The organism is Aeromonas sobria (genome assembly GCF_006243315.1).
In the GTDB taxonomy this organism is placed as follows: Bacteria; Pseudomonadota; Gammaproteobacteria; order Enterobacterales; family Aeromonadaceae; genus Aeromonas; species Aeromonas sobria_A.
The window spans coordinates 132,316-153,268 of sequence record NZ_NKWE01000023.1 but is presented as its reverse complement, the minus strand read 5'-3'; the positions used below and the strand labels follow the sequence as shown (position 1 = coordinate 153,268).

General features: G+C 58.8%; 18 protein-coding genes, 1 other RNA gene and 1 riboswitch. Of the genes, 8 read left to right on the top strand and 11 right to left on the bottom strand.

Annotated elements, in window-relative coordinates:
* Positions 1-4: 4 nt before the first annotated feature.
* The 4 genes from napA to moaA all read right to left on the bottom strand — a co-directional run bounded on the left by napA (position 5) and on the right by moaA (position 4,657).
* Entirely contained in the window at positions 5-2,494 is a 2,490-nt protein-coding gene (gene napA, locus CF137_RS07815; RefSeq protein ID WP_139718605.1) for a nitrate reductase catalytic subunit NapA, read from the bottom strand.
* A 102-nt stretch (positions 2,495-2,596) separates the two neighbouring features.
* Positions 2,597-2,851 (bottom strand): chaperone NapD, encoded by a 255-nt coding sequence (locus CF137_RS07810; protein WP_031227438.1) that lies wholly within the window; start codon positions 2,849-2,851, stop codon positions 2,597-2,599.
* Positions 2,852-2,883: 32 nt separating this feature from the next.
* Positions 2,884-3,423 carry a ferredoxin-type protein NapF gene (gene napF / locus CF137_RS07805; protein ID WP_139718604.1) on the bottom strand — a complete coding sequence of 180 codons (540 nt, stop codon included), beginning with the start codon at positions 3,421-3,423 and terminating at the stop codon, positions 2,884-2,886.
* A gap of 238 nt (positions 3,424-3,661) precedes the next feature.
* A complete protein-coding gene (gene moaA / locus CF137_RS07800; protein ID WP_139718603.1) occupies positions 3,662-4,657 on the bottom strand; it encodes a GTP 3',8-cyclase MoaA in 996 nt (331 codons plus the stop codon).
* A riboswitch (molybdenum cofactor riboswitch) is annotated at positions 4,645-4,798 on the bottom strand. Its footprint overlaps the gene before it by 13 nt.
* A 78-nt stretch (positions 4,799-4,876) precedes the next feature.
* On the opposite strand from moaA, the gene narQ reads away from it, so the two are divergent.
* The 3 genes from narQ (at position 4,877) to CF137_RS07785 (ending at position 7,906) form a co-directional block, all read left to right on the top strand.
* Positions 4,877-6,589: a nitrate/nitrite two-component system sensor histidine kinase NarQ gene (narQ, locus tag CF137_RS07795; RefSeq protein ID WP_139718602.1), complete on the top strand. Its 1,713-nt coding sequence runs from the start codon at positions 4,877-4,879 to the stop codon at positions 6,587-6,589.
* A complete protein-coding gene (gene narL, locus CF137_RS07790) occupies positions 6,589-7,227 on the top strand; it encodes a two-component system response regulator NarL (RefSeq protein WP_005334471.1) in 639 nt (212 codons plus the stop codon). The genes narQ and narL overlap by 1 nt, the downstream gene beginning before the upstream one ends.
* A 103-nt stretch (positions 7,228-7,330) precedes the next feature.
* Positions 7,331-7,906 carry an LON peptidase substrate-binding domain-containing protein gene (locus tag CF137_RS07785; protein ID WP_042020342.1) on the top strand — a complete coding sequence of 192 codons (576 nt, stop codon included), beginning with the start codon at positions 7,331-7,333 and terminating at the stop codon, positions 7,904-7,906.
* 237 nt (positions 7,907-8,143) lie between these two features.
* On the opposite strand, the gene CF137_RS07780 is transcribed toward CF137_RS07785, so the two are convergent.
* Positions 8,144-10,240 carry a hybrid sensor histidine kinase/response regulator gene (locus CF137_RS07780; protein WP_139718601.1) on the bottom strand — a complete coding sequence of 699 codons (2,097 nt, stop codon included), beginning with the start codon at positions 10,238-10,240 and terminating at the stop codon, positions 8,144-8,146.
* Between the two features lie 31 nt (positions 10,241-10,271).
* The gene (locus tag CF137_RS07775) at positions 10,272-11,456 is read right to left on the bottom strand and encodes an FIST signal transduction protein (RefSeq protein ID WP_162515886.1); all 1,185 of its coding nucleotides are present in this window, start codon (positions 11,454-11,456) and stop codon (positions 10,272-10,274) included.
* Between the two features lie 113 nt (positions 11,457-11,569).
* Here CF137_RS07775 and CF137_RS07770 point away from each other — a divergent pair, with 113 nt between their 5' ends.
* Positions 11,570-12,484: a gluconeogenesis factor YvcK family protein gene (locus tag CF137_RS07770; protein ID WP_139718599.1), complete on the top strand. Its 915-nt coding sequence runs from the start codon at positions 11,570-11,572 to the stop codon at positions 12,482-12,484.
* 39 nt (positions 12,485-12,523) lie between these two features.
* Here CF137_RS07770 and CF137_RS07765 read toward each other — a convergent pair whose 3' ends face one another.
* From CF137_RS07765 to lpcA, 3 genes are all read right to left on the bottom strand, one after another.
* On the bottom strand, positions 12,524-12,859 hold the full coding sequence (locus tag CF137_RS07765) for an Hpt domain-containing protein (protein WP_101316924.1): 336 nt from the start codon (positions 12,857-12,859) through the stop codon (positions 12,524-12,526).
* A gap of 328 nt (positions 12,860-13,187) precedes the next feature.
* Positions 13,188-13,976, bottom strand: a complete 789-nt coding sequence (locus CF137_RS07760) for a class II glutamine amidotransferase (protein ID WP_139718598.1) — start codon at positions 13,974-13,976, stop codon at positions 13,188-13,190.
* A 164-nt stretch (positions 13,977-14,140) separates the two neighbouring features.
* Positions 14,141-14,719: a D-sedoheptulose 7-phosphate isomerase gene (gene lpcA, locus CF137_RS07755; RefSeq protein WP_101316920.1), complete on the bottom strand. Its 579-nt coding sequence runs from the start codon at positions 14,717-14,719 to the stop codon at positions 14,141-14,143.
* Positions 14,720-14,973: 254 nt separating this feature from the next.
* On the opposite strand from lpcA, the gene fadE reads away from it, so the two are divergent.
* Both fadE and CF137_RS07745 read left to right on the top strand, forming a co-directional pair.
* Positions 14,974-17,430: an acyl-CoA dehydrogenase FadE gene (gene fadE, locus CF137_RS07750; RefSeq protein ID WP_139718597.1), complete on the top strand. Its 2,457-nt coding sequence runs from the start codon at positions 14,974-14,976 to the stop codon at positions 17,428-17,430.
* Between the two features lie 180 nt (positions 17,431-17,610).
* Entirely contained in the window at positions 17,611-18,885 is a 1,275-nt protein-coding gene (locus CF137_RS07745; RefSeq protein ID WP_139718596.1) for an amidohydrolase, read from the top strand.
* A gap of 92 nt (positions 18,886-18,977) precedes the next feature.
* On the opposite strand, the gene CF137_RS07740 is transcribed toward CF137_RS07745, so the two are convergent.
* Entirely contained in the window at positions 18,978-19,325 is a 348-nt protein-coding gene (locus tag CF137_RS07740; RefSeq protein WP_139718595.1) for an RnfH family protein, read from the bottom strand.
* Positions 19,318-19,752: an SRPBCC family protein gene (locus CF137_RS07735; protein WP_042020332.1), complete on the bottom strand. Its 435-nt coding sequence runs from the start codon at positions 19,750-19,752 to the stop codon at positions 19,318-19,320. The genes CF137_RS07740 and CF137_RS07735 overlap by 8 nt, the downstream gene beginning before the upstream one ends.
* 169 nt (positions 19,753-19,921) lie before the next feature.
* Between CF137_RS07735 and smpB the strand changes: the two genes are divergently transcribed.
* Complete coding sequence (smpB, locus tag CF137_RS07730; protein WP_042020331.1) at positions 19,922-20,410, top strand: SsrA-binding protein SmpB; 489 nt, start codon at positions 19,922-19,924, stop codon at positions 20,408-20,410.
* A 182-nt stretch (positions 20,411-20,592) separates the two neighbouring features.
* Positions 20,593-20,952: a transfer-messenger RNA gene (gene ssrA, locus CF137_RS07725) on the top strand.
* The last annotated feature ends 1 nt before the right edge of the window (position 20,953 follow it).

The following is a 20,953-nucleotide window of genomic DNA, read 5'->3' as shown; positions in this document are numbered from 1 at the left end:
CGCCTCAGGCCTTCATCACCTTGACGGCGCACTTCTTGTAATCGGTCTCTTTCGAGAGCGGATCGGTGGCGTCCAGGGTCAGCTTGTTGACCAGCTGGCTGGCGTCAAAGAAGGGCATGAATACCAATCCCTTAGGGGGTTTATTACGGCCACGGGTCTCGACACGGGTCTTCACCTCACCACGGCGGGAGGAGACGATCACCTCTTCACCACGCCGCACGCCACGGGCCTTGGCATCGTCCGGGTGCATAAACAGCACAGCATCCGGGAAGGCGCGATAGAGCTCGGGCACCCGACGGGTCATGGTGCCGGTATGCCAGTGTTCCAGCACGCGACCGGTGGAGAGCCACAGATCGAACTCTTGGTCCGGCGACTCGGCGGCGGGCTCAAACGGCAGGGCGAAGATGACCGCCTTGCCATCGGGCTTACCATAGAAGCGCACTCCCTCGCCCGCTTTGACATAAGGGTCGAACCCTTCGCGATAGCGCCACAGGGTCTCCTTACCATCCACCACCGGCCAGCGCAGACCGCGCGCTTCGTGGTACTGATCGAACGGCGCCAGATCGTGACCGTGGCCGCGACCGAAGGTGGCGTACTCCTCGAACAAGCCCTTCTGGACGTAGAACCCGAAGTGCTCGGCTTCGTCGTTCAGCATCCCCTTGCTCTGCTCTTTCGGGAACTGGTTGACCTGACCGTTGGCATAGAGCACGTCGAACAGGGTCTTGCCCTTCACTTCCGGCATCTTGGCAATCAGTTCAGCTGGCCACACCTCCTCGACCTTGAAGCGCTTGGAGAACTCCATCAGCTGCCACAAGTCGGACTTGGCCCCTTCCGGCGCTTTCACCTGCTGGTGCCAGAACTGGGTGCGGCGCTCGGCGTTGCCGTAAGCCCCCTCTTTCTCCACCCACATGGCGGTGGGCAGGATCAGATCAGCGGCCTGGGCAGTGACGGTCGGGTACGGGTCAGAAACCACGATGAAATTGCGCGGGTCACGATAGCCAGGCAGGCGATCGGTATTCATGTTGGGACCGGCCTGCATGTTGTTGTTACACATCACCCAGTAGGCGTTGAGCTTGCCATCTTTGAGCATGCGATCCTGCAGCACGGCATGGAAACCCACCTTGTCGGGAATGGTCCCCTCCGGCAGCTTCCAGATCTGCTCGGCGATGGCGCGGTGCTTGGGTTCTGTCACCACCATGTCCGCTGGCAGACGGTGGGCAAAGGTGCCCACTTCCCGCGCGGTGCCACAGGCAGAGGGCTGACCGGTCAGGGAGAAGGGACCAGAGCCCGGCTCGGAGATCTTGCCGGTGAGCAGGTGGATGTTGTAGCAGAGGTTGTTGGCCCAGACGCCACGGGTATGCTGGTTGAAACCCATGGTCCAGTAGGAGACCACCTTCTTGCTCGGGTCGGCATAGATCTGGGCCAGCTTTTCCAGCTTCTCTTTGGAGACGCCGGAGAGCTTGGCGACCGACTCCACATCGTAATCCGCCACGAACTTGGCAAACTCGTCGAAGGTCATCGGTGTGGCATCACCGCTGTCCGGGTTCTTCGCTTTCTGCTGCAGCGGATCGGTCGGGCGCAGGCCGTAACCGATGTCGGTGACCCCCTTCTTGAACACTGTGTGCTTGTTGACGAAGTCCCAGTTCACCTTGTCGTTCTGGATGATGTAGTTGGCGACATAGTTGAGGATCGCCAGATCGGTCTGCGGGGTGAACACCATGCCGTTGTCCGCCAGCTCGAAGCTGCGGTGCTCGAAAGTGGAGAGCACGTGCACCTGCACATCGGGGTTGGAGAGACGGCGATCAGACATCCGCGACCAGAGGATGGGGTGCATCTCGGCCATGTTGGAGCCCCACAGCACGAAGGCATCGGCCTGCTCGATATCGTCGTAGCAGCCCATCGGCTCATCCATGCCGAAGGTACGCATGAAGCCAACTACCGCAGAAGCCATGCAGTGACGGGCGTTGGGATCGAGGTTGTTGGTACGAAAACCGGCCTTCATCAGCTTGGCGGCGGCATAGCCTTCCCAGACGGTCCACTGGCCGGAGCCGAACATGCCGACCGCACTCGGGCCTTTCTCTTTCAGGGTCGCCTTGAACTTCTCGGCCATGATGTCGAACGCCTGATCCCAGCTGATGGGGGCGAAATCACCGTCCTTGTCGAACTGGCCGTTCTTCATCCGCAGCATCGGCTGGGTCAGACGATCCTGGCCGTACATGATCTTGGAGAGGAAGTAGCCTTTGATGCAGTTGAGGCCACGGTTGACCGGCGCATCCGGATCACCCTGAGTCGCCACGACCCGACCATTCTGCGAACCCACCAGCACGGAGCAGCCGGTGCCGCAGAAGCGGCAGGGGGCTTTATCCCAATGGATGGCAGTCTTGTCGGTACTGGTGATGAGATTGGCCGCCAGCGTGGGGGCACTGACACCGGCCACGGCAGCGGCAGCTGCCACCGCGTTGGCCTTCATAAAGTCGCGTCGACTCAGCTTCATGGCATATCCTCGCATTGCTTATCGCGTAATAAGTTGTCGAATCTATCGAACGGGTGCCAGCCAACAGCGGCAAAGGGCACACCCGGCATCCCATAAATCCTTTTAGTGACCGCCGAGTTCATCGAACTGGTGGTAAATCAGGGCGGCAGAGAGCACACCCGGCATCGCTTGTATCGCATCAATGGCCGCCATAATCGGCCGCTGGCTCGGACCTTCCAGGGTCACCACCAGCTTGCCCTCGTCACTGACGGCGTGGATCTCGGCCCCTTCAAGGGCGCCAATCTGCTCGGCGAGCTGATGGCGCAAGGGGGGCTGGGTCAGCACCACCAGACTCGATACATGGAACTCCTGATCCATTGTGGCTTCTGTGTCACACGGCTTCTGACTCATTATGACTCCTGCTTGAGGGTGGGCTGGCTGGCACCACCGGATGGGGCTGCTCGCCCGTCGACCTTGATGCTGCCAACCGGGCAATCCTGCACACAGGCGCCGCAGCCGTTACAGCGATCCAGCTCCACCGTCGGGGTGGGCACGCGCCCCAGCACCGGAATAAAACGAATGGCATTGGGCTCGCAACTGTCCTGACAGCGCTGGCAGAACACCTGACCATTGGCCAGACAGTTGGCCTCAATATGGGCCTTGTAGTGCCAAGGCGATTCGGTGGTGGGACGAAACAGCGGCGCCTTGCAGACAGTGACGCATTCGGTGCAGAAGGTGCACTCGCCACGCTGAAAATCGACCACCGGAAAACTGCCCTCGCCAATCACCAGGATCTGCTCCGGACAAGCGGCCAGACAGTCCCCGCAACGGGTGCAGTCGGCGACAAATGCCGACCAGTTGACTGACCAGGGCAACTGCACCGGCGGTTCGGCGGTTCTCAGCCGCCCCCGAAACAGGCCGCGGCGGGCAAGATCGATCTCATCCGGCATGTTGACTCCTGTTTGACTGAGGGAAGGGGCAGATCGATTCCACCAATGGCATTCACGATACCAATTATAAGAGTGGGTGTATATTGCGACCCTGACAAGGTCAGGGATATACCACCTGGGAGATAAACAGAGGGGATTCTTGCGCCAGATCAAAGCCTTGCAGCGCAATAAAAATGGAGGTATCGGTTAAAATACCTCCATGTGAGGATTGCTATTTAATCGTTGGGGATTTTTGCAGTTATCCGCCGATGGAGGCGAGATGAGGAGTGATACCGGCATTGCCCTCATGGAGCCGATGGCTAGCACTCTTGCCCGCCAGCGCCGCGCGAATACGCTGTTGCAGCGCATCCGACTGCGGATCTGCGCTGAGCAGGTCCCGCAGATCGACGCCATTGTCACCAAACAGGCACAGATGCAGCTTCCCCAGCGAGGAGACCCGCAGCCGATTGCAATCGGCACAGAAATCCTTGCTGTAGGGCATGATAAGACCGACCCCCCCCTGGGATTCCGGGTGCATAAAGACCTGCGCCGGCCCGTCATCCTTGCCCCGCAACTGCTGCACCCAGCCACTCTCCAGCAAGCGCTGTTTGATCTGCTCGCCGCTGACATGGTGGTCGCGAAACAGGGTATCCATCTCGCCGGTCTGCATCAGCTCGATAAAACGCAGCTCGATGGGCTTGTGCCTGATCCAGCCCAGAAAGGCGTCGAGCTGATAGTCGTTGAGCCCCTTGAGCAGCACCGCATTGATCTTCACCGATTTGAAACCGGCGGCCAGTGCCGCTTCGATCCCCTCCATCACCTCGGCCAGTTTGTTTTCACCGGTGATCTGGTGAAACTGGCGCGGGTCGAGACTGTCGACGCTGACATTGAGGGCGTTGAGCCCGGCATCAAACCACTCCTGGGCCCGCTCCTTGAGGCGATAGCCGTTGGTGGTCATGGCGACCTTCTCGATGCCCGGGGTGGTGGCAATCACCTTGACGATTTCGGTGAAATCACGACGCAGGGAGGGTTCTCCCCCCGTGATGCGCACCTTGCGGGTGCCCATGGCGGCAAAACCGCCCACTACGCGACGGATCTCGTCAACCGAGAGAAAAGATTTACGCCCCTCTTTGTGCCCTTCCGGGGGGCGATAGCCGTCGGGCAGGCAGTAGGTGCAACGGAAATTGCACACATCGGTCACTGACAGGCGCAAATAGTAAAAACGACGGGAAAAACCATCTTCAAGTGGCAACATAAACACCTTTCCAAATACGGGAGGCCAGGGCATTTCTTTCCTGACCCTTACAGCTCGACCATTAGGTTCAACAATCGGCTGACGGCTGGTTTTCCCCTATCGCAAGGACGTAGGCAAAACAGCTCGGAGTTCATCTAGTTTTTCGATGCTAACACAAGTTGAAGTACACTCCCACGCATCTTGCGGAGTCATTATTACTGTCCAGAGGTGTTCATCAGCATGGGAAAACGGTTCAGAGTCCATTCGGTCAGCGGCGCCATCGGCCGTGCCATGGTGTTGATCCTCTTCATGGCCAGCCTGATCGCGCTGGTCGCGATGGTGACGCTTTTTTACTCGGTGCCCGATGCCAAGGCGATCAACCTCTCCGGCTCACTGCGGATGCAAGCCTACCGGATGGCCTACGAGATCGAGCGTGGTGACAGCGTGTTGGGGCGACTCGCCCAGTTTGAAGAGACCCTGCACGCCGAAGAGCTGCAGGAGACCCAGCGCTGGATCACGCCCGCCTCGTTGCGCCGCACCTATGGTGAGGTGCTCGGCCAGTGGGCGGTGATGCGCCAGCATATCGAAGAACGCACCCCACAACGGTACACAGATAACACCGAGCGGTTTGTGGCAGCCATCGACAATTTCGTCAATCAGATGCAATACCACGTGGAATTCAAGGTACGGATGCTGGCCTTGGCGGAGGGGCTCGGCCTGCTGGCCATCATCACCATCGCCTGGTTTACGGTGCGCTTTACCCGCCAACAGGTGGTCGCCCCCCTCAATCAGCTGGTCTACTGCGCCCGCCAGATCCAGCGGCAAGACTTCGATCTCCAGCTGCCCGCCCACGGCGAAAATGAGCTGGGGGAGCTGTCACGGGCTTTCGTCACCATGGCCGACGAGCTCAGCAAGCTCTATCGGGAGCTGGAGAACAAGGTGGAAGAGAAAACCGCCAAGCTGCAGCAGGCCAACGATACCCTCTCGTTTCTCTACTCGACCGCCCAGAAGCTGCACGCGGCACCGCTCAGCACCCGCACCCTGATCAAGTTGCTGGACCGCGCCGCCGCCCACCAGCATATCGACCACATCCGGCTGACCCGCTTCGAGCACAACGCCATGCCGGTCTACATCTCGGGGCGTACCGGCTGGCCCGGTGATCTCGATGCGGTCGCCAGCTTCTATCTGCAGATGGATGAGCAGGAGTTCGGCCGGCTCGACATCATCAGCCAGAGTCCCATCGACGAGCGGTTGATCAAGAACTTCACCATGCTGCTGGCTCAGGTGCTGCACAAGGATCAGACCCTGCTGCAACAACAGCGGCTGCTGTTGATGGAAGAGCGGGCGGTGATCGCCCGGGAGCTGCACGACTCGCTGGCGCAGGCCCTCTCCTATCTCAAGATCCAGTCCACCCTGCTCAAGCGCTCCTACGCCAAGGGGCAGCAGGAGAAAGCGCAGGAGGCGATGCAGCAGATCGATGAAGGGCTCAGCAATGCCTATACCCAGTTGCGCGAACTGCTCGGCACCTTCCGCCTCACCATTGGGGATGCCAATCTGGGGGAAGCGATCCGGGTGATGCTCGATCAGCTGCAACCCCAGACCCAGGCAAAAATACGGTGCCATTACGAACTGGCCGATAGCGATTTGGAAGCGGGCCAGCACATCCATATCCTGCAATTGATCCGCGAGGCCGTCCTCAACGCCATCAAACACGCCAACGCGCAAGTGATTGATGTTAGCTGTGAGACCCTCGCAAGTGGTAACATCAAGGTTCAGATTTCAGATGACGGTGTCGGGATCGGACTCGCCAGCTCGGCGATCAACCATTACGGTTTGAGCATCATGAACGAGCGCGCCAGCAAACTGCATGGTCTGCTGACCATCAGCGAGCTACAGCCACAAGGCACCTGCGTGCATCTGACCTTCCCCACCAGCCTAGCGAGAGACGCCTGATGGACGAGATGAAATACACTGTTCTGGTCGTAGATGACCATCCCCTCATGCGCAAAGGGATTGTGCAGTTGCTGGCTCTGGAAGAGAACATGGAGGTGACCGGTGAAGCCTCCAACGGCACAGATGCCGTGGCGCTGGCCAAGGAGTCCGAGCCGGACCTGATCCTGCTCGACCTCAACATGAAGGGACTATCCGGCCTCGATACCCTCAAGGCGCTGCGAGCCGAAGAGATCACCTCCCGGGTGGTGATCCTTACCGTCTCCGATGCCCGTCAGGATGTGGTGGCCCTGCTCAAGGCCGGTGCCGATGGCTATCTGCTCAAGGATACCGAGCCTGATCTGTTGCTGGCCCAGCTGGCAGACGTGATGACCGGCAAGCAGATCCTGAGCGAACCGCTGCGACCCTATCTCGAAAATATCTACGAGCTGGACCACCTGCAACAGAAGCTGGAAAGCTTAACGCGTCGCGAAATGCAAATCCTGCGCGAAATTGCAAAAGGCCTCTCCAACAAACAGGTCGCCTCGGTGCTCCATATCTCCGAGGGAACGGTCAAGGTTCACGTGAAGAGCCTGCTGAAGAAACTCGAGGCGCAAAGCCGCGTGGAAGCGGCTGTCATGTATCTGGAACAGCGTAACTAAGCGCCCTCTTCCTCCCGAAAAGCCACCCTCCGGTGGCTTTTTTCATTCTCTGGCACAGTCGCTGCATTGTCATATTCAGCAACTACTCAATGGAGGATGGAACATGAAACTACAACCTTTGGCACTGTTCCCCTTGCCTTCCCACATACTACCGGGCGGCAAGCTTCCACTGCGTCTGTTCGAGCCACGCCACCTGCAGATGCTCAAGGAGTCGTTCATCAACGATCAGGGCTTTGGCATCGTGATGGAAGAGTCGACCACCTCGGGACAATCCGGCCGCATTCTGCCGGTGGGCACCCGGGTCAAGGTGACCGATTTTTACACCCTCAATGATGGCCTGCTGGGAGTGACTGTGCTGGGACTGGAGCGCTTCTGTATCCACGAGATGGAAACAGATGAGATGGGCCTGCGCCGCGCCAAAGTGGAACTGTTGCCCAACTGGCCGAGCACCCACTCCGATTTCAACGACAAATTGCTGGTCAACCGCCTACGGGAAGTGTTCGAGCAGTATCCGGAGCTTGATGAGCTCTATCCGGACAAGCGCTTTGAAGATGCCGCCTGGCTCTGCCAGCGCTGGCTAGAGATACTGCCGATGCCGATTTATGAAAAGCAGATGCTGATTGCCAAACAGAACAGCGAAGCAGCCCGTAAATTCCTGCATCGCCTGATTTCGCAATAACAAAGCAGCGTTGCAAAATGCAATTATTCCAAAAATGAAAATCACAAATTCGCATTTTGCAACGAGGTAGGAACATAACAAGAGAGAGCCGCTGCGCTACACGGCCAATATGAACACAAAAGAGTCACTAAAAAGTTGGCATGGATTTTTCATATAAACTAATACAACCCGATTTATCCCGTGCTCTCTTCAGTATTTGCTGAAGAACTGGTCAACCCACAAAGTTGACCATTTTTTTTATCCGCGAATTGGCAACCGCTGGCCAAAGTGACGCTGCAAGCACTCTCTCAGCCGTGACAAGGTAATGGGCTTGGCGAGAAAATCATCCATTCCCTGCGCCAGACAGCACGCCTTGTCTTCGGCCATCGCATTGGCCGTCAGCGCAACGATGGGCATGGTGCAGCCCAGCTCCCGCAACCGCCTTGTGGCTTCCAGCCCGTCCATCAAAGGCATCCGCATATCCATCAGGACCAGATCCGGGAGCTGTTCATCCACCTGCGCCAGCGCTTCCAGGCCATTGGCAGCCAGACGCACCTTGCTCACCAGTTTTTGCAGCATCAGCGACACCACCAGCTGGTTGACCGGGCTATCCTCCACCACCAGTACATCCAGCGGCATCAGTGCAGCCAGGCCCTCCTCTTGCCTTGGCCGACAATCACAAGGCAGTGCCATCCCTGATAATTCGAACCAGAAACAGCTGCCCTTGCCAGGCTCACTCTCTAACCAAATCATCCCCCCCATCAGCTCAACCAATCGCTTGCTGATGGCAAGGCCAAGGCCGGTGCCGGAGAAACGGCGGCTGGCGGAATTATCGACCTGAGAAAAGGGCTCAAACAGCCGAGCCTGATCCGCCTGCGCGATGCCAATCCCGGTATCGGACACCGAAACCCGCAACTTGCCGTCCTGCCAGCCCAGATGCAGGCTCACCTGCCCCTGATCGGTAAATTTGATGGCGTTATCCAGCAGATTGCCCATCACCTGCGACAAACGCATGGGGTCACCCTGCAGGGCTAAAGGTACAGCCTCATCAATGCGGTAAACCAGCGAAATGCCTTTAACGCTGGCGCGGCCCTGCAGTGGCTCGATCAGGGATTGGCAAAGCTGGATTGGCTGCAGGGTCTCGCAGTGAAACGCCAGGGTTTGCGACTCGATTTTCGAAAAATCGAGCACATCATCGATGATGGTTTGCAGCAATCTGGCCGAATGGGTGGCATGGCGCAGCAGGCTCTGCTGCTCAGGTGCCAACTCGGCATGCAGCACCAGATCAAGCATCCCCAGCACCGCATTCATGGGGGAGCGGATCTCGTGGGTCATCATGGCCAGAAACTGGGACTTGGCACGGTTGGCTGCTTCGGCCTCATCCCGTGCCCGCGCCAGCTCCTCTTCCCGACGGATCTGGGTGCTGATATCCCGGGCGGTACCGCGATAGCCGGTAAACAGGCCATGGTGGTCAAAACAGGGCTCGGCACTCACCTCCATCCAGCAGGGGCCATCAAGCAGCGCCACCTGCATGCGCACCCCTCGCACCGGTTTGCGCTGGGCAAGCTGCTGCAAATAATGCTGCGCCTCATCACTTTGCTTGTTGCAGAGATAGTCATAGAGGGTCGGGCGGGTCGCCAGCGGGGTCAGATCATTCAGATAACCGGGCTCGGAGGCATAACTGAGGCGATGTTCGGCATCGGTCTCCCAAAACCAGTCAGAGGCCATGGCGGCGAAACTGCGAAAACGACGCTCGCTGGTCTGCAGCGCCTCGGTTTTCACCGCGACTTGATCCTGCAGACGCGCCCGATAGGTGATGTTGACCAGCGCTTGGGCGATAAGCGGGCGGCAGCGCTCAATGGCAGCCTTGCTGTTGAGATCGAAAGTACCCGCCCGTGAGTGACGGCAGATAAGAGTGGCGGTAAACCCTGGCGCCTGCAGCCCGGTCAGCATCACGCTGGCCCAACCAGACTCGCTCGCCAGCGGTGCCAGCTCGGGTAACTGGGAGGGGTCATAAATCACCAGGGTTTCACCCGCGATGGCACGGGTAAATGCCGGGGTCATACGCCAGCTACGAGCAAATATCATTGGCTCGGTGCTGAGGTGGGTGCTCCCGAGCTCACCTTCCCAAGCCACCACATCCGCATGTTCAAAGCCAATAAAGGGTTTGAGCACCTGGATCAAGCTCTCCAGCACCTGTTCCAGGGTTTTGGCATCAGCGAGGGTGGCTACCCCGCCCAGCAAGGTCTGAGATTCTTGCCGATATTTGGCCTCCCGCTCGCGACAGCGCACCAGATCGACCAGAGTGGTCTGCAATTTGTCGCCAAGGGCTTCCAGTTCACTGTTGCCAATCATCTTGTTGCCTGCTCTGTTATGTTCTGCCGACTCAAGGGGTCAGGAAAATCACGCTCGATACCATCAGATTACCGTGGGCCAGCTCGCCATTGGGCAGCCGCCCCTGCTCGCCGAAGGTAAAGGGGGTGATAAACGGGATCTTGCCGAGGCGAGCCTGGCTCTGCTCGACAAATTGGCACAACATATCACCTAGCGCCAAACGGCAACCAGCACAAAAAATGATAAGGGCACCGATGGGCTGCAATTCCACATCGACCCCATAACCAGGCTCGACGCGCATGGCATTGAGGCTGCGCTGCAGCAACCCCTCCTGACTGCTGTACATCAGCAGCAGACGCTCCCCTTGCACCACATCAGTAAACAGCCGCAACCCGCCCTGTTCGGTCACCGCTTCGGGATGGGATAGCTTGTAGTAGGGAATGCCATCCAACGCCCCCACCTGACGGGCCAGCGGGGTAAGCGTGGTCTCCCGCAAAATCGCCCCTACCGGCCAGGGCTGCTCCCGCCCGCACCAGCGGGCATAGACCTCGGCGGCAGGCTGGTGATCGATGGTGAGCACCTCGCGCCCCTCGCAGGCAGTGATTTCGCCGCTAAACTCGGCTGGCACATAACCGGAGTGAAACTGAAAAGCCAGCTGGCAATCCGGATAGAGTACCGCCAACACTATGCCGTCCTGACTCACAGCGTCATCCCAGCAGAGCTGCCACTCGCCGCTGACACTGTTGTCTGCCGCCGAGCCGCCCACCACCGGCACCGATGCGCCGAGCTCTGCTTCGATACCAGCCAGCAGCCCCTCTTCCTGACCGGGACTGGCGTGAAACAGGACTAACTGAGGCAGCTCGCCCGGTCGGCCGCAATCGTTCATGGCGCGCCGCAGCAACTGGCGCGCATCCACCGTTGCACCGCTGGCACCGGCCACCCCGAACGCACCTTTTCCATCATAGAGGGCCGCCACCGCCACCCCATATCCCTCTCTGGCGTGATGTCCCCTCTCGGTCATCACACCACCGCAGGAGCTGCATCCCAGCAGGCGGGTGGTCGGGAACTGGCGTTTGAGCGCTTCGCGCAGTATCGCCCCGTCATGGGCTTGGGTAAAATAGAGTAACAGCAGGGAGGGGGCCTGATTGGCATGGTGGCGCAGCTGCGCGCAGAGATCTTGGGCCGCCAGCGATGAATTCTGGGCGAGGGAGTGAACGGTCAGAAATTTCAACACCATCTCCTTGTTTTATCGAATGGCGGTCTCAAGCAAAAATCATACCTTTATCAAACAATTATCTCGCTTCACTTGCTAACATAGCTGTCAACTGAGCCCAATTACAGGACGCCCATATGTGGCAAAAAAACATCAATGACTTCGAACGGGTCGTTGCCATCGGTGGTGGCCACGGCATGGGCCGAGTGCTTTCATCCCTTTCGTTCCTCGGTCAACGACTCACCGGTATCGTCACCACCACAGATGATGGTGGCTCGACCGGACGGCTGCGCAAGAGCCAGGAGTGCATCGCCTGGGGCGATCTGCGCAACTGCCTGAACCAGCTGGTGACCGATCCCAGTATCGGCAGCCTGTTGTTCGAGTACCGCTTCGCCGGCAAAGGCGAGCTGGCGGGCCACAACCTTGGCAACCTGATGCTGCTGGCGCTCGATAATCTTTGTGTCCGTCCTCTTGATGCTATCAAGCTGATCAGTGACATGCTCAAAATCGAGTCACAATTGCTACCCATGTCTGAATTTCCCACCGATCTCTGCGCCCATATGGAGTGTGGCACCCAGATCCTGGGTGAGGTATCGATTGATCAACTGGCAACCCCGCCCCTCTCCCTCGGCCTGATGCCGGAGGTGCAAGCGACCCGGGAAGCGGTGCTGGCACTGCAGCAGGCGGACATGATCATTCTGGGGCCAGGCAGTTTTCTCACCTCCATCATGCCGCCACTGCTGCTGGCAGAGATCGCCCAAGCCATCAACGAGAGCAATGCCATGCTGGTCTTCGTCTGCAATCTGGTGGCGGAGAATGGCCCGGCCAGCCAGCTGGATCTGATGAGTCAGTGTCGCTGGCTGGAGTCTCGGGTCGGTCATGGTCGGCTGGATGCCATCCTGGCCCCTCAGGGCACGGGTGATGCTGGGGCCTGGCAAGGGCGGTTGATCGAGGCCGAGCTGGGTGAACTTGAGCTGCCCCATCGGCACGATCGGTTGAAGCTGAAACTGGCGCTGGACAGGATCATCCAGCAACTGCTCAACCAGCGTTAAGCAACAGCCACGGCGCCCCGGCATCCCTGCATGGCGCCACTACTGATAATCGGCAAGAAACGCGAGCACTTGGGGCAAGGAGGCTTCCAGCAGTTGCAACTGGCGCTCGGCCTCAGCCACATCCGCCTGCTTGCTGGCCATCTCCAGCGCCATCACCTGCTGGTAGCTCGGCATAGCGCCGTAGCTGCCACAGGATGATTTCATGCTGTGGGCCACTCGGGCCAGCGCCTCCCACTCTCCCTGCTCATAGAGGGGTCTGAGCTGACTCAACTGCTCGCCCACCTCTTCGATAAACACAGCAATAACCACCGGCAACATCTCTTGGCCTATATCATCGGCCAGCTGCTGCAACACCTTGCGATCCACCCACTCCATGTCAGGCCCCTCCAAAAAGGTATTCAAACAGACCATACTATAGATAGTTTTCGAACCCGTCACTCACCACCCGGTCACTCATCAGTGTCACTTTCAGGTCGCCAATTGGGTGACGCGGGGGATCAAACAGCAATAAATGTGATCCGCCTCGAAAGAGTGACACTGAACGCCTTATGTAAACAACAAGTTAATTGCCGACAATTAACACATGAGTAACAATCGTTGACGTCAGCGTGCTGCTGCTGCTCAGCAACACCTCTCATCCCTTTTGCCATTTATGGCTGCTGCGAAGAACCAGGGTAGGTATCTACCCTGGTATTTTTTTATCTCACTCAGAGACGACCTGATTGGTCGCCACCCGCTCCCCCATGCGAAACAGATTAAACTCGCCGGGAGCCATCCTGACCCAGTTCTCATTGCCGGTCAGCGGACGGGTGGTGATCAGGGTCACCACATCGTTGGGCGTGGTCTCACTTTGAAAGTCGATCACCACCTCCTCATCCAGCAAGCTCGCCTCGCCAAAGGGCGCGCAGCGGGTCAGCCAGTGCAGGTTGTTGCTGCAGTAGCTCATCACATACTCCCCATCGGAGAGCAACATATTGAACACCCCGAATGCTCTCAGCTCGTCACACAGGGTGGCAAGATAGCGGAACATGGCGGGAAAGTTGGCAGGACGCTTGGGGTATTTTTGCTCCAGCCGGTCGAGCAGCCAGCAGAAGGCGTGTTCGCTGTCGGTATCCCCCACCGGACGGTGGCGGCCGGTTGGCAGCTTCTTGTAGCCGGTCAGCTGACCGTTGTGGGCGAAGGTCCAGTAACGGCCCCACAGCTCACGGGTAAAGGGGTGGGTATTTTCCAGTGACACGCAGCCACGGTTGGCCTGCCGAATGTGGCTGACCACGGCGCAGCTCTTGATGGGCAACGCCTGTACCAGTCTGGCGATGGGAGATTGGGCGCTGGGCTCGGGATCCTTGAAGGTGCGAAAGCCCTTCCCCTCGTAGAAGGTGATCCCCCAGCCATCCTTGTGGGGCCCTGTCTTGCCGCCGCGCAGCATCAACCCGGTAAAGCTGAAGCAGATATCGGTCGGCACATTGGCACTCATGCCGAGCAGTTCGCACATATCTGGCAGACTCCTTTCATGATTTGGCTGGTGTCATATCCGACCCCCAGCCGCTTTGACAGACAGCAGGGGAAGGCGCAATCACCCCCCCCTGTGACTGGCAGCAACCGGCCAATGGCGAACCATACAACCGGTGCTGCCCTTGTCTCAGCGCGATAACCTGATTACTTGGCCATCTCTTTTTCGACCAGCTGGATCAGGATGTGGATCACCTTGATGTGTATTTCCTGAATGCGGTCGGCATAACCGAAGTGCGGCACCCGGATCTCGACATCTGCCAGACCCGCCATCTTGCCGCCATCCTTGCCGGTCAGGGCGATGACCTTCATGCCTTTGGCGTGGGCTGCTTCAATAGCCTTGAGGATATTACCGGAGTTGCCACTGGTGGAGATACCGAGCAGCACGTCACCACGACGACCTACCGCTTCCACGTAGCGTGAGAAGACATAGTCATAGCCAAAGTCGTTGGAGACACAGGAGAGGTGGCTGGGATCGGAGATAGCGATACCGGCATAACCCGGGCGATTTTCGCGGTAACGACCGGTCAGCTCTTCGGCAAAGTGCATGGCATCACAGTGGGAACCACCGTTACCACAAGAGAGCACCTTGCCCTCTTCTTTGAAAGAGGCTGCCAGCAGTTTGGCGGCCGCTTCGATGTTTTTCAGGTTCTGCTCATCAGCCAGGAAGGCCTGCAGCACACTGGCAGCTTCGGTCAATTCATTGCGGATCAGTTCTTGATACATGATGTCTCTTCCACTATTTGGGTCGCTTATCGCTGGTGGCTATTCTCGCATAAGCCAATCCCGGAGTCGCCCCCCCTACCCACCACGGCACGGGTGCCTCATGAACGTTACGGGGATCACAGAGAGAAGGTAATGAACTTGTAAACAGCTTGATAACTTTGTGCGTATCAATTACAACAGAGGCCATATCCAACAGGTCAGACCTCTGGATCAGTAATACCACGTTGGCAACCTAACCACGCAAGGAGCAAGCAATGACGACGACCCTCACTCTGCTCGGGGTGATCCTGGTTATCGGAGCCCTGGCTTATCGCCGGACATCCCTGTTTACCGCCACCCTGATTACCGGCGCCGCTTTGGTGCTTGGCGCCATCTATGGTCATGTGCCCTTGCTGGTCTGGGCGCTGTTTGCGGTGATCGCCATCCCGCTCAACATGGTAGAGTTTCGCCGCAACCAACTGACCAAGCCGCTGTTCAAGATCTACAAATCGATCATGCCGGAGATGTCCCGCACCGAAAAAGAGGCGATCGAAGCGGGCACCACCTGGTGGGAAGCCGATCTGTTCGCGGGCAACCCGGACTGGAAAAAGCTGCATGCAATCCCGGTCAGCACCCTCTCTGCCGAAGAGCAGGCCTTTATGGATGGCCCGGTCGAGGAAGTGTGCCGCATGGTGAACGACTGGGAAGTGACCCACGAGCGCGCCGATCTCTCCCCCGAGGTATGGCAATACCTGAAGGACCACAAGTTCTTCGCCATGATCATCAAGAAGAAATATGGCGGCCTCGAGTTTTCGGCCTATGCCCAATCCTGTGTGCTGCAAAAACTGACTGGCGCCAGCGCCGTGCTCGCCTCCACCGTCGGCGTGCCCAACTCGCTCGGCCCGGGCGAATTGCTGCAACACTATGGCACTGAGGCCCAGAAAGACCACTACCTGCCACGTCTGGCAATCGGCAAAGAGATCCCCTGCTTCGCCCTGACCAGCCCGGAAGCGGGTTCTGATGCAGGCTCCATCCCCGACTTCGGCATCGTCTGCAAAGGCGAGTGGGAAGGCAAAGAGGTGCTCGGTATGCGCCTGACCTGGAACAAGCGCTACATCACCCTGGCCCCCATCGCCACCGTGCTGGGTTTGGCCTTCAAGCTGCGTGACCCTGAGCATCTGCTAGGTGACGAAGAGGAGCTCGGCATCACCTGCGCCCTCATTCCAACTCATATCAAGGGTGTCGGCATTGGCCGTCGCCACTTCCCGCTCAACGTGCCGTTCCAAAACGGCCCGACTCAGGGCAAGGATGTGTTCGTCCCGCTCGACTTCATCATCGGCGGCCCGGCCATGGCCGGTCAGGGCTGGCGCATGCTGGTGGAGTGCCTGTCGGTCGGTCGCGGTATCACCCTGCCCTCCAACAGCACCGGCGGCGTCAAAATGCTGGCCCTGGCGAGCGGCGCCTACAGTCGCATCCGTCGCCAGTTCAAGCTGCCTATCGGCAAGATGGAAGGGATCGAAGAGCCGCTGGCCCGCATCGGTGGTAACGCCTACATCATGGGCGCTGCCGCCACCCTGACAGTGACCGGTATCGATCTGGGGCAAAAGCCCTCGGTCATCTCCGCCATCGTCAAATACCACCTCACCGACCGTGCCCAGAAGTGCATCATCGATGCCATGGACATCCACGGCGGCAAGGCGATCTGCATGGGCCCCAACAACTATCTGGCCCGTGGTTATCAGGGTGCCCCCATCGCCGTCACGGTGGAAGGGGCCAACATCCTGACCCGCAGCATGATCATCTACGGTCAGGGCGCTATCCGCTGCCACCCGTATGTACTGCCGGAGATGCTGGCCGCCAGCCATCCCGACAAGGAGCAGGCACTGAAGGATTTCGACAAGGCCATGTTCAGCCACGTCGGCTTTGCCATCAGCAACCTGGTGCGCAGCTTCTGGCTCGGTATCACCGGCGCTCGCTTCGCAGCAGCACCTTACAAGGATCAGACCAAGGGCTACTACCAGCAGCTCTCCCGCCTCTCGGCTAACCTGGCATTCCTGTCAGACATGGCGATGGGCACCCTGGGTGGCGAACTCAAGCGCAAAGAGCGGGTCTCCGCCCGTCTTGGCGATGTGCTGAGCCAGCTCTATCTGGCCTCTAGCGCCCTCAAGCGCTATCAGGACGAGGGACGCCAGCAGGCCGACCTGCCGCTGCTGCACTGGGCTCTGCAAGATGCCATGTTCAAGGCACAAGAAGCGATCGACGAGCTGCTGCGCAACTTCCCGAACCGCTGGATTGGCCTTGCCCTGCGCGCCGTGGTGCTGCCACTGGGCCGTGATCTGAACCGCCCGAGCGACAAGCTCGATAGCCAGGTCGCCCGTCTGCTGCAAACCCCGAGCGAAACCCGCAGCCGTCTGGCCAAGGGGCAGTATCTGACCCGCGAAGAGGGTAACCCCTTCGGACTGCTGGAGCAGGCGCTCGATGACGTGCTGGCCGCCGAGCCGCTGTTTGACAAGGTCTGCAAAGCAGATGGCATCAAGCGTCCCTTCACCCAGTTGAACAAGGTGGCCGACATTGGCCTGGCCGCTGGCGTACTGACCCAGAGCGAAGCAGATCTGCTGCGCCGCGCCGAAGTGAGTCGCCTGCGCACCATCAACGTCGATGATTTTGACCCCATCGATCTGGTGGCCAACAAGAAGCTGTTTGAAGCCTCCGCTTACCATCACGCAGCCTGATCACCACGCCTCGACAACGCCTCCCTTGTGGAGGCGTTTTTTTATCTTCTCTCACCCCTATCAATGGCCTCCAATGCCATTGCCCGCGGTCACAGCTCCCCCGACCAGCTGCAGGCCCCGTGTGGTCAGCCGGGAAAAAAGGCACAATAGCCGACAAATCGAATCACCAAGGAAGCCAAGATGACCCTTGAGCACCTGATCCTGTGGCGCCGCGACCTGCATCGCCTGCCAGAAGCCGCCTGGAAAGAGTTCCGCACCACCAGCCTGATTGCCCACCACCTGAGCGAGCTCGGTTATCGCATCGTGCTCGGCGACAAGCTGCTGGCCAGCAACCTGATGATGGGTCGTGATGTGGATGTGGCAGCAGAAAAGGCTCGCGCCCGCCGTCAGGGAGCCCATCCCGACTGGCTGGAGCGGATCGGCGATGTCACCGGGCTGATGGGAGAGCTGGATACCGGCCGTCCCGGCCCGACCCTGGCCTTTCGCTTCGATATCGACGCGGTGGAGGTAGAAGAGTCCGACGCCGAACAGCACCAGCCGCAGCAAGAGGGCTTTGCCTCCCACAACAAGGGGTGGATGCACGCCTGCGCCCACGATGGCCACACCGCCATCGGCATGGGGCTGGCCAGCCAGTTAATGGCGATGAAGGAGCAGCTCTGCGGTCGCATCAAGCTGTTCTTCCAACCCGCCGAAGAGGGGTGTCGCGGGGGCAAGGCGCTGGCGGCCGGTGGCGCACTCGATGACGTGGATGCCCTGCTCTCGCTCCATATCGGCATTCACGCCGGTAGCGGCGAGCTGGTGATCAACCCCACCGAATTTCTCTGCTCCACCAAGTTCGACATCCATTTTATGGGCACCGCGGCCCACGCCGGGCTTGAGCCCAACGCTGGCAGCAATGCACTGGCCGCCGCCTGCATGGCCACCACCGCCATGCTCGGCATTCCCCGCCACCGCGACGGCATGACCCGCATCAATATCGGCCAGCTCCATGGCGGCAGCGGGCGCAACGTCATCCCCGATCATGCCGTGCTACACGGTGAAACCCGTGGCGCCGACAGCATCCTCAACGACTACATGTTCAGTCAGGTGCAGCGCATCGTCGAAGGCACTGCCCTCGCCCACGGCGTCACCTACCGCATCATCAAACAGGGTGAGGCCATTGCGCTGGAGAACAGCCCGGCGCTGCAAGCTGAGCTGGCAGCGCTGGCCCGCAAACAGGGGCTCGCCACCATCCAGACCCGCCGCTTTGGCGCCAGCGAAGATGCAGGTTTTCTGATGGAGCGGGTGCAAAAGCAGGGGGGCGAAGCGGCTTACCTGATCCTGGGGGCCGATCTGGCGGCGCCACACCACCACAACGCCTTCGATTTCGATGAGCGAGTGATGCAAAGCGGCGTAGAGCTGCTAACAGCTTGGGCGCGCGCCCGGTTGGGGGTGGCAGAACCAGTCCTGGGCTGACGCAGCCCCCCTTGATATCCCCTCGGCCAGATGAGCGGCTGACGGGATCAAAAAAGGCGCCTCGGCGCCTTTTTTTGAAGAAAACCTGAACGCTATTCGCGGAGCTTACGATGCACATCGGGGCGGCCACCTGTCACACTATCGGCTCTCCCCTCCTCCTTGGCCTTTTCTGCGCGTTTCTTGCGCATCTCGCGCGGATCGGCGGTCAAGGGCCGATAAATCTCGATGCGATCGCCATCGTGCAGCAACTCGCCACCTTTCACCGGACGGCTGTAGATACCGAACTTGTTGACCGCCAGATCGATCTCGGGGTGCTTTTGCACAATGCCGGACTGCTCAATGGCCACCAGCACGCAGGTCTCGGACGGCACGCGTAGCGCAATCACCGTCTGCTGTTGCGGCAAGGCATAGACAACCTCAATATTGAGCTGGTCAGACACCGTAGACCTCCTTCGCCCGCTTGGAGAAGGCGGAGACCATGGAGCTCACCAGATCGCGGAACACCTGACCAAATGCCATCTCGATCAGCTTGGAGGTAAATTCGAAATCGAGATCGAACTCCACCTTGCAGGCATCCACATCGAGCGGGGTAAAGGTCCACCAACCCGCCAACTTGCGAAACGGGCCATCTACCAGCTCCATCCTGATCTGACGGTTCACATCCAGCTGATTGCGAGTGGTAAAGGTCTTGGCAATCCCCGCCTTGGCCACATCGACCGATGCAGTCATGTAGTCATCACCCGCCTCGTGGACACGGCTGCCGACACAACCGGGCAAAAACTGCGGATAGGCATCCACATCGTTAACCAACTTGAACATCTGTTCTGCACTGAACATCACCAGGGCACTGCGCGTAATCCGGGGCATGGCTTTTCCTCATCCAATCGGCGCGATTTTACCACCATGTTTGGGGTTGTGGAGCGAAAACCTCGGCCAAACCGCTCATAAAGCCACCAGTTGACTTGCAGCGCGTTTTACAGCCGCTCACGCCTACGTATAATACGAGCCTCCTAGTCATTGCCGGAAATCGCCCGTCATGAGCAAAAAAAACAGTAAAAACAAAGCCGGGTCCAGCACCATTGCTCTGAACCGAGCCGCCCGCCACGAATACTTCATCGAAGAGAGAGTGGAAGCTGGCTTGTCCCTGCAAGGGTGGGAAGTCAAATCCCTGCGGGCGGGCAAGGCCAATATCAGCGAAGCCTACGTCATCTTCTTGCAGGGTGAAGCCTTCCTGTTCGGCTCCAGCTTCTTGCCCCTGAACGCCGCGTCCAGTCATGTGGTCTGTGATCCAACCCGCACCCGCAAACTGCTGCTGAGCCGCCGTGAAATCGACAAACTCGAAAGCCTAACCGCCCGTCAGGGCTACACCATAGTGCCACTGGCTCTCTACTGGAAAGAGTGCTGGGTCAAGGTCGAGATCGGCCTGGTGAAAGGCAAGAAAGAGCACGATAAGCGCGAAGACACCAAGGCGCGCGAATGGGATCGGGAAAAATCCCGCATCATGAAGAACAAAAATCGCGGCTAATCCCCGGTTATCCGGACTCACACTCCGGATGTTCAGGGCCAGCAAGCCATTCTGCTTCCCCTGCGCAGTTGACCCGAGTCAGCTGAGCACAATAAATCAGCAAACAGCCAAATGACCAGAGGGAATGGTCATCAACGCCTTGCTATAACAGCATTTTTGCGTACAATCGCTTCTAACAACTTGGGGCTGATTCTGGATTCGACAAGATTCACGAAACCCAAGGTGCATGCCGAGGTGCGGTAGGCCTCGTTAACAAACCGCAAAAAAATAGTCGCAAACGACGAAAACTACGCACTAGCAGCTTAATAACCTGCATAGAGCCCTTCTACCCTAGCTTGCCTGTGTCCTAGGGAATCGGAAGGTCATCCTTCACAGGATCGTGTGGAAGTCCTGCTCGGGGCGGAAGCATTAAAACCAATCGAGCTAGTCAATTCGTGGCGTGTCTCTCCGCAGCGGGTTGGCGAATGTAAAGAGTGACTAAGCATGTAGTACCGCGGATGTAGTAATTTTGGACGGGGGTTCAAATCCCCCCAGCTCCACCAA

Excerpts from the sequence above, each read along its gene's own strand:
- napA (WP_139718605.1), bottom strand. The coding sequence starts at position 2,494 with ATGAAGCTGAGTCGACGCGACTTTATGAAGGCCAACGCGGTGGCAGCT.
- CF137_RS07810 (WP_031227438.1), bottom strand. The coding sequence starts at position 2,851 with ATGGATCAGGAGTTCCATGTATCGAGTCTGGTGGTGCTGACCCAGCCC.
- napF (WP_139718604.1), bottom strand. The coding sequence starts at position 3,423 with ATGCCGGATGAGATCGATCTTGCCCGCCGCGGCCTGTTTCGGGGGCGG.
- moaA (WP_139718603.1), bottom strand. The coding sequence starts at position 4,657 with ATGTTGCCACTTGAAGATGGTTTTTCCCGTCGTTTTTACTATTTGCGC.
- narQ (WP_139718602.1), top strand. The coding sequence starts at position 4,877 with ATGGGAAAACGGTTCAGAGTCCATTCGGTCAGCGGCGCCATCGGCCGT.
- narL (WP_005334471.1), top strand. The coding sequence starts at position 6,589 with ATGGACGAGATGAAATACACTGTTCTGGTCGTAGATGACCATCCCCTC.
- CF137_RS07785 (WP_042020342.1), top strand. The coding sequence starts at position 7,331 with ATGAAACTACAACCTTTGGCACTGTTCCCCTTGCCTTCCCACATACTA.
- CF137_RS07780 (WP_139718601.1), bottom strand. The coding sequence starts at position 10,240 with ATGATTGGCAACAGTGAACTGGAAGCCCTTGGCGACAAATTGCAGACC.
- CF137_RS07775 (WP_162515886.1), bottom strand. The coding sequence starts at position 11,456 with ATGGTGTTGAAATTTCTGACCGTTCACTCCCTCGCCCAGAATTCATCG.
- CF137_RS07770 (WP_139718599.1), top strand. The coding sequence starts at position 11,570 with ATGTGGCAAAAAAACATCAATGACTTCGAACGGGTCGTTGCCATCGGT.
- CF137_RS07765 (WP_101316924.1), bottom strand. The coding sequence starts at position 12,859 with ATGGAGTGGGTGGATCGCAAGGTGTTGCAGCAGCTGGCCGATGATATA.
- CF137_RS07760 (WP_139718598.1), bottom strand. The coding sequence starts at position 13,976 with ATGTGCGAACTGCTCGGCATGAGTGCCAATGTGCCGACCGATATCTGC.
- lpcA (WP_101316920.1), bottom strand. The coding sequence starts at position 14,719 with ATGTATCAAGAACTGATCCGCAATGAATTGACCGAAGCTGCCAGTGTG.
- fadE (WP_139718597.1), top strand. The coding sequence starts at position 14,974 with ATGACGACGACCCTCACTCTGCTCGGGGTGATCCTGGTTATCGGAGCC.
- CF137_RS07745 (WP_139718596.1), top strand. The coding sequence starts at position 17,611 with ATGACCCTTGAGCACCTGATCCTGTGGCGCCGCGACCTGCATCGCCTG.
- CF137_RS07735 (WP_042020332.1), bottom strand. The coding sequence starts at position 19,752 with ATGCCCCGGATTACGCGCAGTGCCCTGGTGATGTTCAGTGCAGAACAG.
- smpB (WP_042020331.1), top strand. The coding sequence starts at position 19,922 with ATGAGCAAAAAAAACAGTAAAAACAAAGCCGGGTCCAGCACCATTGCT.